We start from the raw sequence: 15,086 nt of genomic DNA, 5'->3' as shown, positions 1-15,086 counted from the left end.
TTAAGAAATGACTCAACAGAAAGTTGTTTATCCGAACTGGTGAAAGTAATCGTATAGTGCCAAGGCTGGTTAAGTTGCTCATTACTTTCAACCTGTAAGATTGAAACCTCAGCAGGCAAACCATCAATATTTAACGTATAACGATTATGACCTGCTCCATTAACTAAAACTTGCTTTAAACCACGATTTAAACCATTACCCAATTGATCCATCAAATTGGTTAATCCTTTATCCATGCTATCCTCAATATATTTCATGTGCACCGCAAATATCACTTTGTTTTACTGAACTATTTATTATTATTTTTATCTGACCAGTTAATTATTATAAAATTGCTAATAGTAAGTAAGGTGTTAAAATCAGTCAAATTTAAAAATAATCTAAAATTGGATATAAAATACACTGTTTATCATATTTTGCAATATTTTTTTACATTTCTTTAAAATTAAATTAAATTAATCAATTAATGATATCTGTAATGAATTAAAGTAATTTAACTCAAGATTAAATGTTAAATTTTTAGCAATAAATGATTAGTAAAAATTAGGGAATACTTAAGTAATTTTTATATAAAATCCTTTCAAATCACTACAGAATAAAATCTTCCTGTAAAGGATATTAAAGATACATTTTAGTCCATTAGATTATGCCGTTTTTTTATTACATCTAACTCTTCAAGTGACGTGGCATTAAAGGCTTCCACCATCCATTCTGGCCAACCTTCACCTTCTATCATATCCTCCTTGAATTTTGCTTCTTCATCTGTTTTGTATTCGCCGTCATCTATATCGGCTGATTTATAATAAACCATAAAACTATTGATCCAACCCCAGACAAACATTCTACCTGTTGCTGCTCGTATAGGATCTAACATAACATGGTCAATGACCTGATTTGTGCCGGGTTCACAAACCATTAACACCGTTGAAATTAAAGCATTGCGTGAAAAATTATGGATAATTACGCCATGCATATCATTCCAATCATACTCTTGTATGCGGCGCTTTTTCGGTTGTAAAAATACCTTTGGGTGTCGTAGTATTTTAAAGTTAAAAAAGTAACTTTCATTAACATACACTTTACTCGTCTTACGATTAAATATTATTGGGCTACCTAGTCGGGAGAACAAATTTAAATAAAATTCTGGAATAATGTAATACATTGCAATACAACACGCAGTAAAACAAATAATTACTACAAAATCAATAAATTCTATTTCAGAGCTATCATGAAGTGTTATTAACCAAAAACTTACAATGATAATTCCGACTCCAAAAAGAATAGCAATAAAATAGATACAAGTATAAAAGATCTGATCATTACGTTCCTGACGAATAAACGCACAATAGTTATCATTGGCATAAATTAAGCGATCATCATGCAGCGGTGCGCTATAAGGACCTTTATCTAGGTCGCCAAACCAACCTAAAATCTGGGGGCGGTATTTTGAGGGCATTACTGTTTTATTCCTTATCCTTATTTCTTTACTATCACTTTAAGTTTTTTATTATTATTTAATATTATATTTTTGTTTAATTGCAGCTAACTCTTCAAGTGATGTGGCATTAAAGGCTTCCACCATCCATTCTGGCCAACTTTCACCCTCTATCATATCCTCTTTGAATTTTGCCTCTTCATCTGTTTTGTATTCGCCGTCATCTATATCGGCTGATTTATAATTCACCATAAAACTGTTAATCCAACCCCAGACAAACATTCTACCTGTTGCAGCCCGTGCAGGATCTAACATAACATGGTCAATAACCTGATATGTACCGGGTTGACATACCATTAACACCGTTGAAGTTAAAGCATTACGTGAAAAATTATGGATAATTACGCCATGCATATCATTCCAATCATACTCTTGTATGCGGCGTTTTTTCGGTTGTAAAAATACTTTTGGGTGCCGTAGTACTTTAAAGTTAAAAAAGTAACTTTCATTAACATACACTTTACCCGTCTTACGATTAAATATAATGGGACTTCCAAGGCGTGAAAATGCATTTTGATAGAATTCAGGAATAGCTAGATATAAACCAAAACAGCAAGTAACAAAACAGACTATAACAACTAGATCAACAAACTCTATTTTAGAGTTATCATGGAGAACCGCTAGCCAAAGGCATCCAATGATAATTCCATTTGCCAAAATAATTGAGATAAAATAAAGACAAGTATAAAAAAGTTGGTCATTATGATCCTGGCGAATAAACGCACAATAGTTATCATTAGCATAAATTAAACGACGGTCATGCAGTGGTACGCTATGAGGACCTTTATCTAGGTCGCCAAACCAACCAAAGATCTGGGGGCGGTATTTAGATGGCATTATTGTTTTATTCCTTATCTTTATTCCTTTACTATCAATTTAAGTTTTTTATTATTATTTAATATTATATTTTTGTTTAATGGCAGCTAACTCTTCAAGTGATGTGGCATTAAAGGCTTCTACCATCCATTCTGGCCAACCTTCACCTTCTATCATATCCTGTTTGAATTTTGCTTCTTCATCTGTCTTGTATTCGCCGTCATCTATATTGGCTGATTCATAATTCACCATAAAACTGTTAATCCAACACCAAACATGAAAACTACCTGCTCCGGGTTGAGCCGGATCTAACATAACATGGTCAATAACCTGATGTGTGCCGGGTTGACATACCATTAATACCGTTGAAATTAAAGCATTCCGTGAAAAATTATGGATAATTACGCCATGCATATCATTCCAATCATACTCTTGTATGCGACGTTTTTTCGGTTGTAAAAATACTTTTGGATGTCGTAATATTTTAAAGTTAAAAAAGTAACTTTCATTAACATACACTTTACCCGTTTTACGATTAAATATAATGGGACTTCCAAGGCGTGAAAATGCATTTTGATAGAATTCAGGAATTGCATAATTTAAAGCAAAAAGGCTAGTAAAAAAACAGGCTATAACAACCAGATCAACAAACTCTATTTTAGAGTTATCATGAAGAACCGCTAGCCAAAGACATCCAATGATAATTCCATTTGCCAAAATAATTGAAATAAAATAGAGACAGGAATAAAAAATTTGTTCATTATGTTCCTTACGAATAAATGCACAATAGTTATCATTGGCAAAAATTAAGCGATCATCATGCAGTGGTAGGCTATAAGGACCTTTATCTAGGTCTCCAAACCAACCAACGATCTGGGGGCGGTATTTAGATGGCATTACTGTTTTATTCCTTTGCGTTCTATTTAAGTTTGTTATTATGGTTTGATATTATATTTTTGCTTAATTGCAGCTAACTCTTCAAGTGATGTAGCATTAAAGGCTTCCACCATCCATTCTGGCCAACCTTCACCCTCTATTATATCTGTTTTAAATTTTGCCTCTTCATCTGTTTTGTATTCGCCGTCATCTATATCGGCTGATTTATAATTCACCATAAAACTGTTAATCCAACCCCAGACAAACATTCTACCTGTTGCTGCTCGTGCAGGATCTAACATAACATGGTCAATAACCTGATTTGTACCGGGTTGACATACCATTAATACCGTTGAGGTTAAAGCATTACGTGAAAAATTATGGATAATTACGCCATGCATATCATTCCAATCATACTCTTGTATACGGCGCTTTTTCGGTTGTAAAAATACTTTTGGGTGCCGTAATACTTTAAAGTTAAAAAAGTAACTTTCATTAACATAGACTTTACCTGTCTTGCGATTAAATATGATGGGATTACCAAGACGGGAAAATGCATTGTAATAAAATTCAGGAATTGCATAATTTAAAGCAAAACAGCAAGTAATAAAACCAATTATCCCAACTATTGTTAGTTGATCACCGATTTCAGAATCATTAAATCCAAAAATAAACATAACAGTACCTACAATTAGAATGATTCCTAAAATAATTGCAACAAAATATAGACATGTATAAAAAATTTGATCACTATGTTCCTGACGAATAAACGCACAATAGTTATCATTGGCATAAATTAAGCGATCATCATGCAACGGTAAGCTATAAGGACCTTTATCTAGGTCACCAAACCAACCAACGATCTGGGGGCGGTATTTTGAGGGCATTACTGTTTTATTCCTTATTCCTTTGCGTTCTATTTAAGTTCGTTATTATGGCTTGATATTATATTTGTGCTTAATTGCAGCTAACTCTTCAAGTGACGTGGCATTAAAGGCTTCCACCATCCATTCTGGCCAACCTTCACCCTCTATCATATCCTCTTTGAATTTTGCTTCTTCATCTGTTTTGTATTCGCCGTCATCTATATCGGCTGATTCATAATTCACCATAAAACTGTTAATCCAACACCAAACATGAAAACTACCTGCTCCGGGTTGAGCCGGATCTAACATAACATGGTCAATAACCTGATGTGTGCCGGGTTGACATACCATTAACACCGTTGAGGTTAAGGCATTACGTGAAAAATTATGGATAATTACACCATGCATGTCATTCCAATCATACTCTTGTATGCGGCGTTTTTTCGGTTGTAAAAATACTTTTGGGTGCCGTAATACTTTAAAGTTAAAAAAGTAACTTTCATTAACATAGACTTTACCTGTCTTACGATTAAATATAATGGGACTTCCAAGGCGTGAAAATGCATTTTGATAGAATTCAGGAATTGCATAATTTAAAGCAAAACAGCAAGTAATAAAACCAATTATCCCAACTATTGTTAGTTGATCACCGATTTCAGAATCATTAAATCCAAAAATAAACATAACAGTACCTACAATTAGAATGATTCCTAAAATAATTGCAACAAAATATAGACATGTATAAAAAATTTGATCACTATGTTCCTGACGAATAAACGCACAATAGTTATCATTGGCATAAATTAAACGACGGTCATGCAGTGGTACGCTATAAGCACCTTTATCTAGATCACCAAACCAACCAACGATCTGGGGGCGGTATTTTGAGGGCATTACTGTTTTATTCCTTATCTTTATTCCTTTACTATCAATTTAATTTTTTTATTATTATTTAATATTATATTTTTGTTTAATGGCAGCTAACTCTTCAAGTGATGTGGCATTAAAGGCTTCCACCATCCATTCTGGCCACCCTTCACCCTCTATCATATCGGTTTTGAATTTTGCCTCTTCATCTGTTTTGTATTCGCCATCATCTATATCGGCTGATTCATAATTCACCATAAAACTGTTAATCCAACACCAAACATGAAAACTACCTGCTCCGGGTTGAGCCGGATCTAACATAACATGGTCAATAACCTGATGTGTGCCGGGTTCACAAACCATTAGCACCGTTGAAATTAAAGCATTACGTGAAAAATTATGGATAATTACACCATGCATATCATTCCAATCATACTCTTGTATTCGACGTTTTTTCGGTTGTAAAAATACTTTTGGGTGCCGTAATATTTTAAAGTTAAAAAAGTAACTTTCATTAACATACACTTTACCCGTTTTACGATTAAATATAATGGGACTTCCAAGGCGTGAAAATAGATTTTGATATAACTCAGGAATTAGAACATACATGCCGAAACAACTTACAGTAAATCCAACTATAATAACCATTAGAGTAAAAAGCTCAATTGTAGGATCATCATATTCAAGAGCCAATAACCAAATAAAGCTAACAATAGCACCAGTTCCAAATATAAAACCAACAATATACAGACACGAATAAAAAATTTGATCATTATGTTCTTTGCGAATAAACGCACAATAGTTATCATTGGCATAAATTAAGCGATCATCATGTAGTGGTAGGCTATAAAGGCCTTTATCTAGGTCGCCAAACCAACCAAAGATCTGGGGGCGGTATTTTGAGGGCATTACTGTTTTATTCCTTATCTTTATTCCTTTACTATCAATTTAATTTTTTTATTATTATTTAATATTATATTTTTGTTTAATGGCAGCTAACTCTTCAAGTGATGTAGCATTAAAAGCTTCCACCATCCATTCTGGCCAACCTTCACCCTCTATCATATCTGTTTTAAATTTTGCTTCTTCATCTGTTTTGTATTCGCCGTCATCTATATTGGCTGATTCATAATTCACCATAAAACTGTTAATCCAACACCAAACATGAAAACTACCTGCTCCGGGTTGAGCCGGATCTAACATAACATGGTCAATAACCTGATGTGTACCGGGTTGACACACCATTAACACCGTTGAAGTTAAAGCATTACGTGAAAAATTATGGATAATTACACCATGCATATCATTCCAATCATACTCTTGTATGCGGCGTTTTTTCGGTTGTAAAAATACTTTTGGGTGCCGTAATATTTTAAAGTTAAAAAAGTAACTTTCATTAACATACACTTTACCCGTCTTACGATTAAATATTATGGGATTACCAAGACGGGAAAATGCATTTTGATAGAATTCAGGAATTGCATAATTTAAAGAACCACAACAAGTAATAAAACCAATTATTCCAATTAGTGACAGTTTGTGATCAAATCCAAAAATAAACATAACCATACCAACAATTAGAATATTCATCCCAATAATACCTGCAAAATAAAGACATGTATAAAAAATCTGATCATTATGTTCCTGGCGAATAAAAGCACAATAGTTATCATTGACATAAATTAAGCGATCATCATGCAGTGGTAGGCTATGAGGACCTTTATCTAGGTCTCCAAACCAACCTAAGATCTGGGGACGGTATTTTGATGGCATTACTGTTTTATTCCTTATTTCTTTGCGTTCTATTTAAGTTCGTTATTATGGCTTGATATTATATTTTTGCTTAATTACAGCTAACTCTTCAAGTGATGTGGCATTAAAGGCTTCCACCATCCATTCTGGCCAACCTTCACCCTCTATTATATCTGTTTTAAATTTTGCTTCTTCATCTGTCTTGTATTCGCCATCATCTATATCGGCTGATTTATAATTCACCATAAAACTGTTAATCCAACCCCAGACAAACATTCTACCTGTTGCAGGTCGTGCAGGATCTAACATAACATGGTCAATGACCTGATGTGTACCGGGTTGACATACCATTAACACCGTTGAAGTTAAAGCATTACGTGAAAAATTATGGATAATTACACCATGCATATCATTCCAATCATACTCTTGTATGCGGCGTTTTTTCGGTTGTAAAAATACTTTTGGGTGCCGTAGTACTTTAAAGTTAAAAAAGTAACTTTCATTAACATACACTTTACCCGTCTTACGATTAAATATAATGGGATTACCAAGACGGGAAAAAGCATTGTGATAAAATTCAGGAATTGCAAGATATAAAACAAAACAACAAGTAATAAATCCAATTATTCCAACAATTGTTAATTTATCTCCGATTTTGGAATCGTTAAATCCAAAAATACAAAAAGGAAAACCTATAATTAGTATAATTCCTAAAATAATTCCAACAAAATAGATACAAGTATAAAAAATTTGGTCATTGTGATCCTGACGAATAAAAGCACAATAGTTATCATTGGCAAAAATTAAGCGATCATCATGCAGTGGTAGGCTATAAGGACCTTTATCTAGGTCTCCAAACCAACCAACGATCTGGGGGCGGTATTTAGATGGCATTACTGTTTTATTCCTTATCCTTATTCCTTTAATATCAATTTAAGTTTTTTATTATTGTTTAATATTATATTTGTGCTTAATTGTAGCTAACTCTTCAAGTGATGTAGCATTAAAGGCTTCCACCATCCATTCTGGCCAACCTTCACCTTCTATCATATCCTGTTTGAATTTTGCTTCTTCATCTGTCTTGTATTCGCCGTCATCTATATCGGCTGATTCATAATTCACCATAAAACTGTTAATCCAACACCAGACAAACATTCTACCTGTTGCTGGTCGTGCAGGATCTAACATAACATGGTCAATAACCTGATGTGTGCCGGGTTGACATACCATTAACACCGTTGAGGTTAAGGCATTACGTGAAAAATTATGGATAATTACACCATGCATATCATTCCAATCATACTCTTGTATGCGACGTTTTTTCGGTTGTAAAAATACTTTTGGGTGCCGTAATACTTTAAAATTAAAAAAGTAATTTTCATTAACATAGACTTTACCTGTCTTGCGATTAAATATTATAGGATTACCAAGACGGGAAAATGCATTCTGGTAGAATTCAGGAATTGCTAGATATAATGCAAAACAGCAAGTAATAAAACCAATTGTACCAACTATTGTTAGTTGCTCACCGATATCAGAATCATTAAATCCAAAAATACAGAAAGGAAAACCTACAAGTAGTATAATTCCTAGAATAATTGCAACAAAATAGAGACATGTATAAAAAATTTGGTCATTGTGATCCTGGCGAATAAACGCACAATAGTTATCATTGGCATAAATTAAACGACGGTCATGCAGAGGTACGCTATAAGCACCTTTATCTAGGTCACCAAACCAACCAACGATCTGGGGGCGGTATTTTGATGGCATTACTGTTTTATTCCTTTGCGTTCTATTTAAGTTTGTTATTATGGCTTGATATTATATTTTTGCTTAATTGCAGCTAACTCTTCAAGTGATGTGGCATTAAAAGCTTCGACCATCCATTCTGGCCAACCCTCACCCTCTATCATATCCTCTTTGAATTTTGCTTCTTCATCTGTTTTGTATTCGCCGTCATCTATATCGGCTGATTCATAATTCACCATAAAACTGTTAATCCAACACCAAACATGAAAACTACCTGCTCCGGGTTGAGCCGGATCTAACATAACATGGTCAATAACCTGATGTGTGCCGGGTTCACAAACCATTAGCACCGTTGAAATTAAAGCATTACGTGAAAAATTATGGATAATTACACCATGCATATCATTCCAATCATACTCTTGTATGCGGCGCTTTTTCGGTTGTAAAAATACTTTTGGGTGCCGTAGTACTTTAAAGTTAAAAAAGTAACTTTCATTAACATATACTTTACCCGTTTTACGATTAAATATTATGGGGCTACCAAGACGTGAAAATGCATTTTGATAGAATTCAGGAATTGCATAATTTAAAGCAAAACAGCTAGTAATAAAACCAATTATTCCAATTAATGTTAGTTCGTGATCAAATCCAAAAATCAACAAAACCATACCTAGAGTTAGAATAATTCCTAGAATAATACAAACAAAATAGAGACATGTATAAAAAATTTGATCACTATGTTCCTTACGAATAAATGCACAATAGTTATCATTGGCAAAAATTAAGCGATCATCATGTAGTGGTAGGCTATAAGGACCTTTATCTAGGTCACCAAACCAACCTAATATCTGGGGACGGTATTTTGAGGGCATTATTATTCTCCTTTTTAATTAATCATCGTAAAATTTATTACTATCCCGGTTAATTATCAATGGGATTTCGTTACAATCTGTAGTATCAGTGTAGATATTGATTTGATAACTTTTTACCAGATCACAAGCGAATGTGCCTGCTACCCATGTGATTGCTGTTAAGTCACTCTTTGGCTGGTTAGGTAGTGAACTTTTCAATTCGACTTTTTCAATATCATCAAAATTGGATTGCCATATCGTTTTACGGTTTATAATCGTTTTAAAGCTTTTACTTTCATAACGTTCAACAAAATAACTTTTCTGAGAGGTAACATAGTCTCTAATTTTCAAAGTTTCTTTATCTTTATCTTCATTTGAATGGATTAGGATATTGTCATTTGGTGCAGGGTACTTATTTATCTTGCTGGAGTTGATATTAAAGTTGAATTCAATAAAATCGGCATTGCTTTGGTCATTTTTGCCAAATAAACGAACTGATGCCCGCAAAGATTTGTTGGAAATGGATGTGTAATCTAGGTATTGCAAATAAAAATAGATATGTCTATGATATAGCTTCATTCCATTATATAAACTTGGTTTTTTAAACATCATAAATGTATCAATGCCTGAGATTGCAACCAAGTAATCATTAACCGAATGACCAAAACCAACAAAGGAATTTCGTTCTTCGTGATAGGCATCATACCCTAAAAAGTCAAACTCTTTTTGCACTCCAAAATAACAGCGGTTTAGCCAGTGATCAATAGGGGTAAAATCATCATATTTTTTGCTATAAGCTATTAAAAATATTCCCATTAATAGTAATATAACCCCAATTCCTATAGCTAAAGTTGAGGTTGATAATAAAAATAAAGCACCAAAACCTAAAGATACAGAGCCTAATAATCTAGCAATAAAGTAACGTTTATCTTCCATATTCCACATGCCGAAAGCACTTTTTAATTCACCTAACGCTTCCAGTACAGTTATAAAGGCAAAAGCTTCTGCGATACATTTAGAGATCATTTTATTTGTTTTCAACATATTTTTAATTTCGGGTACTAATGCTTTGGCAGCGGTTGAGCGCATGGCTTTTAACAATTGCATTTCCAGTTTTATGTTTTGATATATGGCAACTGTATCGACACTGAGTAACGCTAATGAGCTTAAGTCGATGGCTAGTTGAAGTTGTTTTTGTTTTTGAGTTTTACCCTCTTCAATTTTTTCCAATGCTTTAATGTCATCTAAAATATTTAGCATGGTGATAACACCCATTACCGCATTAACAGTGTAGTTAAGTTTGCCGGCTCTCGCATTTTGCTTAGTGATTTCTAGTTGTTTATATTTTGCTCGACGATCCTCAAACTGAACTACTTTGTTTTCTTCTTGATTCATCGCTTCAGTTTCTTTTTTTATTTCATATTCACGAGTTTTATCATCCCTTTTATTTTGGTTTGATTGGTGAATCGCTTCATCATTGGAAGCTTTCTGCCGATTGGTGATGTCAATTTTGCCTTCTAAAACAGCTTGCCGATTGACTAAAGTGACATATTTAGGCATTTTTGTTGCTAAAAAATTCTTAAAATCATTTGGATTGACAATCTCTTTATTTTTCAAAAAACCTACAACTAAGCCTTTACTGACTTCATCAGGAAAACAAAGCGTAAATTTAAGCGTATGGGTTGTTGGTTTTTTTACACCAACATCATATTTTGCATCTGTCACATCAAATTTTTCTAAAAAAGCAATTTCTGGACCGGTCAAACTGTTTTCGCGGAAAAGCGCCCCTTGTAATTGAGTCAATAATGCATAAACTTGTCGAATTTTTTCCGGTCTAACTTTTTTGGTAAACTCAACCGGATAAGCACCAATGTCACCTAAGTAAGCAAGCGAATCAAGCTGTTTTAATCGAGGCTCAATAGGTTGGAATTGTTTATGTGTTCTTAAGACTGAGTATTTTTTTAATGCTTGTTGATGCAGGTATCGATTTTTTCCTACATCTGTCATTACACTGTTTCCCTCTACCATCTCGGCTAGTTGGTGGTTGATTGATGCTAAATGCTCGTTTAATTGTTTGAGTTCTTTAATTTTTTGATCTCTTATTTTTTGTAGCTTTGCATGCTCTTGTGGATTATATTTTCGATTGTTGTTTAACTCTTCTTGTTTAGCGTTGATCTCTTGCCGTTTTTTTTCAATATCAAGTTCAACACGCTCTTTCGCTTTTTGCAGTTTTTTTTCTTTGTCGGTTTGAGTATTTTGAGTCTTTTCTGCCTGATAAGTGTTATAAGCTAAAACTAAACCTGTTGATCTACTGATTACATCACGCCATTTTAGTAATGTATTATTATCTAAATTGACAAATGCTGGCGCATCAAGATTAATCCCTTGATTATTCTGATGTTCAATTACATAAAAAATACTGTTATGGTTACTCAGTAATTCGTCCCAAAGGGCGTTATCTTCATCAAGACGGACTTCCGCATGGGGAGAATCAAGCAGGATTTGCAAAACTTCTTTTATATAGCTTAGAGCTCTGATACTGGTAGAAAAATCAAATTCTTGTTGCCAGAAAGGCGCTTGATTGAACGTTGTTTGCTTTATTTTACTGTATTTTGAAACAAATTGTGCATTACCAAATAACCAACGCACATAAGTAAAATAGTCTTGCGACCATTCTTGATAATATTTTTCAATATCAGCAAAAGCGGTTTCTAATTCACCTTTGAAAGAATCAATTTTTTTATTATCAAGCTGTTCGTTAATTTTTTTTATTTTTTCGGCTTTCTCTGATTCGGCTTTTGCAATGTCATTTTGAGCTTTATCTAAAAAATCATTACCTGAATCATGTGCAGCGTCAATATCTTTTATATAGTCATACCATTCTTGTAACCGGGCAATTTCAGTGTCGTAAGCATTTTCAACTGAAGTACGGTAGTTCTCAATAAGCTGTAGGATAGTACGTTTTTTAAACATATCCGGCTGATAATACTTAAACCGTTTTTTTAAAATAGGATTAACACTTTTATACAGTTGTTCACCACGTTTTTGATAAACCTGTGTTGCATCTTTTAGAGAAACGACATCACATTGTTGGTCATTCAGATCACTTTTTTGGTTATTCTTATTGTCTTCTTGATTGGTAAAAATATGCAGTTGTGATAATCGTTGGGAGTTGAGTTCTTGAGCAATGCCAAATGTATCTTCTAATACAACACCACAAGATATCGGTTTATCCCCGCTATATAGTTGACTGGCATGTATAGCATATTTTTGTTTCTGACTTTTTAAACTTATAAAAGGATGTACCGATTCAAAATTATTAAGACCTTGCTCACCAAAACGAAACTCCAATACTTTGCTGTCGTCATTATTAGATTCTTGATAATTACTCCCAAAAATATCTTTGAATGGTACCGAACGATTACCTGTTGCTTCGGCCGGTGAGTTTTTAAATTGTTTTATATTAATTTTTGTAAAACGGGATAATATGTTGCTATCTTGTTGCTTTAAATAATCATTGATTGTTTTTTCGCTCCAAGGTTGCGAAGTGTAAGCCACCCATGCATAAGTATAATGTTCTTCAAGATTAATAAATGATGCTGGAATGGTATGACAGGCATTTTTGCATGCTTTTGATATCGGTCTTGGCTGGGTATTGGTCAATTCATAAAGTTTTTTTAATCTAAGTGCCCCTTCAATACATTCATAGGCATGAAATATTCGGCTATTAATATCATCATCAAGTTGATGCATAACGTAGACATAACCGTCACGCAAAGTACGAAGTACATAGCTATAATACTCTAATTCTATTTCTGGTTTGCGATTGTTAAAATCTAAGGTTTTAGTGTAATCGGCTAATTCTTGATAAATGGGGTCAATGCTTTTAGTTAACAAAGATTGGGTTTTTATAACTGCTTGACGCAGTAAAAATACCGGAATTCCGACTCGACCACAAGCAAGGCAATTTCCTTTTGCTTCGTTTTGATTTTCTTTAGCAATGTTTTCTGTTTTTTTCATCTTATACTCTATTATTCTTGTTTTATCTGTTTTTGCTATTCTTTATCAGAAAGTAATTAGCTTTCAAAATTAATATTGGCGTTAATAACATGTTTTGAGAATGTGCCTGGTTCTTGTTGCGCTTTCCTAATTTGCTCAAATATTTGCGGATGTTCAGTAAAAACTTGATGATACCTTAATCCGTTCAGTCCCCAAAATAAGATATCGGTAGCATGGGTTAAGCCTAATTGATAAGCCTGTTCAACCAGTTGTGTTGATTGCGAAATCACATTTTCATTAAGCGGTAAATTTTTTTGTTCATCAAATTGTGACCGGTTATTCGACCATGCATTAACAAGCGTTCGAATCATCCTGAAATTTTTTAAGCGTTGACAGTAATTTGAACTCCAACTGATTGGCGTTTCGAGTGTGTTATCAGCAGTGAAACGCATAAATTTGCCACTATTAATGGATGGATAATAGTAGTTTTCAATTTGAGAAAATTGCGTTTTTAGCCATGCATTGTCTTCTTTTGAACCCACTTCGTGTAAAAATTGCATTCGAAAAGGTTCAAAGAAAGGGTAATAAGGTTGTCGCAATGTTTGTGCGATGTTATTACCAATCTTGATCAGTTGTTTTGCCAGTACCGACGGTTTGAGATCAGAGATAATATAAGCACAAATATAACGTTTAGACCATAAACATTCAATTTTGGCTTGTTGGCTGATTTCATCAAGCATCAAATCTGCATAAAATTCATTTGGTTCAGCAAGTTTAATCAGTGTCGGGCATATACTTTGATCATAATCCAAATCTGTACGTAATACTTGCGTCAATTTTTTTTCGCCAAAGGGTTTATCTTCACCAAATAGATCTAATAATGAATCGCGTGATAATGGACTTAATGAATTAAGTACCACTAAATTATCTACTAATAAATAGCGATATTTATTAAAGTTATCTTGATTATTTAATTCAGTTAGCATTATTAATCCGTTTCTGCGCAGTGTTTAACATTCAGCTCACTTGATTTTAATGTTATCGTTCTGTTTTGAGTTGCTGGTCCCATTTTTTGCATAGCATTACTTTTTATATAAACATTATCTGCCGTGCCCAGTTCAATCCCTGCACTGCTGATTTTAACGTATGAACCACCACAGATTAAGGTGATTTCTTTTGTTGCTGACCAATCAACACTGCCATCGACACTGTCTATTTTAATATCTTGTTTGGCAGCCATATTCAGGTTGGCATTTTGCGCTTGTACCTCAACATCACCTTGGTTGGCAAAGACTTTCATTCCTGATTTATGAGCAAACAGACCGATGGATTCACCGGATGAGACGGTAATATTTTTTAACGCATTAATGTCAGTTTGGTTTTCACTGGTCATTGATACACTGTTTGATGTGGACAGTTGGATGTTTTCCGGACTGGTTAAAGCGATGCCCTCTTGTGCATAAGCAATAATGCCACTTTGGGCTAGTTGGGTTAATGTCGCTTTAAGTTGCTCCTGACTGTCGGTATCTGCGCCATGGGCTTCAGAGGCAGTTGCTGCATTTTGCAGTGCTTTAGCAATTGATAACGCATTTTCAAGCTGGGTAATGGCACCTTGCATATCAAGTTGTTTACCCTGTGCCTTAGGCTCGGTCTGACTGGTCAGGTATAAGCCTTTATTGGCCGCAATCGCTCCCCACTCATCGGTCCGAAGTTCAAATCCCTCACCTCGCTGCTCTTTGTTTTGGTCAACTAAATGCCCGATGTTAAGCTGGGTTTTACCGTATTCGGTCGCTAACTTGATGTGCTCTTGTC

Annotated in this window: 14 protein-coding genes; all 14 read right to left on the bottom strand. The window is 34.1% G+C overall.

The annotated features are described in order from the left end of the window. Positions 1-257, bottom strand: a 257-nt coding sequence (locus tag H3T96_RS14370) for a hypothetical protein (RefSeq protein WP_144093516.1), incomplete at its 3' end; no start/stop codon positions are given. Positions 258-631: 374 nt separating this feature from the next. Then, positions 632-1,456, bottom strand: coding sequence for a DUF6708 domain-containing protein (locus H3T96_RS14365; RefSeq protein WP_144093518.1), 825 nt, complete (start codon positions 1,454-1,456; stop codon positions 632-634). Between the two features lie 54 nt (positions 1,457-1,510). Further along, on the bottom strand, positions 1,511-2,332 hold the full coding sequence (locus tag H3T96_RS14360; RefSeq protein ID WP_144093520.1) for a DUF6708 domain-containing protein: 822 nt from the start codon (positions 2,330-2,332) through the stop codon (positions 1,511-1,513). A 54-nt stretch (positions 2,333-2,386) separates the two neighbouring features. Continuing rightward, positions 2,387-3,208: a DUF6708 domain-containing protein gene (locus H3T96_RS14355; RefSeq protein WP_144093522.1), complete on the bottom strand. Its 822-nt coding sequence runs from the start codon at positions 3,206-3,208 to the stop codon at positions 2,387-2,389. Between the two features lie 38 nt (positions 3,209-3,246). Further along, entirely contained in the window at positions 3,247-4,074 is an 828-nt protein-coding gene (locus tag H3T96_RS14350; RefSeq protein WP_144093524.1) for a DUF6708 domain-containing protein, read from the bottom strand. 45 nt (positions 4,075-4,119) lie between these two features. Continuing rightward, entirely contained in the window at positions 4,120-4,947 is an 828-nt protein-coding gene (locus H3T96_RS14345; protein ID WP_144093526.1) for a DUF6708 domain-containing protein, read from the bottom strand. 54 nt (positions 4,948-5,001) lie between these two features. Continuing rightward, entirely contained in the window at positions 5,002-5,829 is an 828-nt protein-coding gene (locus H3T96_RS14340; protein WP_144093528.1) for a DUF6708 domain-containing protein, read from the bottom strand. A gap of 54 nt (positions 5,830-5,883) precedes the next feature. After that, positions 5,884-6,693, bottom strand: coding sequence for a DUF6708 domain-containing protein (locus H3T96_RS14335; protein ID WP_144093530.1), 810 nt, complete (start codon positions 6,691-6,693; stop codon positions 5,884-5,886). A 45-nt stretch (positions 6,694-6,738) separates the two neighbouring features. After that, the gene (locus H3T96_RS14330; protein ID WP_144093532.1) at positions 6,739-7,566 is read right to left on the bottom strand and encodes a DUF6708 domain-containing protein; all 828 of its coding nucleotides are present in this window, start codon (positions 7,564-7,566) and stop codon (positions 6,739-6,741) included. A 51-nt stretch (positions 7,567-7,617) separates the two neighbouring features. After that, positions 7,618-8,445, bottom strand: a complete 828-nt coding sequence (locus tag H3T96_RS14325; RefSeq protein ID WP_144093534.1) for a DUF6708 domain-containing protein — start codon at positions 8,443-8,445, stop codon at positions 7,618-7,620. Between the two features lie 38 nt (positions 8,446-8,483). Further along, the gene (locus tag H3T96_RS14320) at positions 8,484-9,296 is read right to left on the bottom strand and encodes a DUF6708 domain-containing protein (protein WP_144093536.1); all 813 of its coding nucleotides are present in this window, start codon (positions 9,294-9,296) and stop codon (positions 8,484-8,486) included. 18 nt (positions 9,297-9,314) lie between these two features. Then, positions 9,315-13,295 (bottom strand): toxin VasX, encoded by a 3,981-nt coding sequence (locus tag H3T96_RS14315; RefSeq protein ID WP_144093538.1) that lies wholly within the window; start codon positions 13,293-13,295, stop codon positions 9,315-9,317. A gap of 56 nt (positions 13,296-13,351) precedes the next feature. Next, the gene (locus H3T96_RS14310) at positions 13,352-14,260 is read right to left on the bottom strand and encodes a hypothetical protein (RefSeq protein ID WP_144093540.1); all 909 of its coding nucleotides are present in this window, start codon (positions 14,258-14,260) and stop codon (positions 13,352-13,354) included. Between the two features lie 2 nt (positions 14,261-14,262). Next, the coding region (locus H3T96_RS14305; protein ID WP_144093542.1) for a type VI secretion system Vgr family protein at positions 14,263-15,086 on the bottom strand (824 nt) is incomplete at its 5' end.

The organism is Gilliamella sp. W8136 (assembly GCF_016101285.1).
Classification (GTDB): domain Bacteria; phylum Pseudomonadota; class Gammaproteobacteria; order Enterobacterales; family Orbaceae; genus Gilliamella; species Gilliamella apicola_N.
Note: the sequence above shows the minus strand (reverse complement) of the source record. Positions and strands in the feature narration are given on the sequence as shown.

What these genes read in the sequence shown, in the direction of transcription:
- H3T96_RS14345 (WP_144093526.1), bottom strand. Translation starts at nt 4,947, where the DNA reads ATGCCCTCAAAATACCGCCCCCAGATCGTTGGTTGGTTTGGTGATCTA.
- H3T96_RS14360 (WP_144093520.1), bottom strand. Translation starts at nt 2,332, where the DNA reads ATGCCATCTAAATACCGCCCCCAGATCTTTGGTTGGTTTGGCGACCTA.
- H3T96_RS14315 (WP_144093538.1), bottom strand. Translation starts at nt 13,295, where the DNA reads ATGAAAAAAACAGAAAACATTGCTAAAGAAAATCAAAACGAAGCAAAA.
- H3T96_RS14340 (WP_144093528.1), bottom strand. Translation starts at nt 5,829, where the DNA reads ATGCCCTCAAAATACCGCCCCCAGATCTTTGGTTGGTTTGGCGACCTA.
- H3T96_RS14365 (WP_144093518.1), bottom strand. Translation starts at nt 1,456, where the DNA reads ATGCCCTCAAAATACCGCCCCCAGATTTTAGGTTGGTTTGGCGACCTA.
- H3T96_RS14355 (WP_144093522.1), bottom strand. Translation starts at nt 3,208, where the DNA reads ATGCCATCTAAATACCGCCCCCAGATCGTTGGTTGGTTTGGAGACCTA.
- H3T96_RS14325 (WP_144093534.1), bottom strand. Translation starts at nt 8,445, where the DNA reads ATGCCATCAAAATACCGCCCCCAGATCGTTGGTTGGTTTGGTGACCTA.
- H3T96_RS14320 (WP_144093536.1), bottom strand. Translation starts at nt 9,296, where the DNA reads ATGCCCTCAAAATACCGTCCCCAGATATTAGGTTGGTTTGGTGACCTA.
- H3T96_RS14310 (WP_144093540.1), bottom strand. Translation starts at nt 14,260, where the DNA reads ATGCTAACTGAATTAAATAATCAAGATAACTTTAATAAATATCGCTAT.
- H3T96_RS14335 (WP_144093530.1), bottom strand. Translation starts at nt 6,693, where the DNA reads ATGCCATCAAAATACCGTCCCCAGATCTTAGGTTGGTTTGGAGACCTA.
- H3T96_RS14330 (WP_144093532.1), bottom strand. Translation starts at nt 7,566, where the DNA reads ATGCCATCTAAATACCGCCCCCAGATCGTTGGTTGGTTTGGAGACCTA.
- H3T96_RS14350 (WP_144093524.1), bottom strand. Translation starts at nt 4,074, where the DNA reads ATGCCCTCAAAATACCGCCCCCAGATCGTTGGTTGGTTTGGTGACCTA.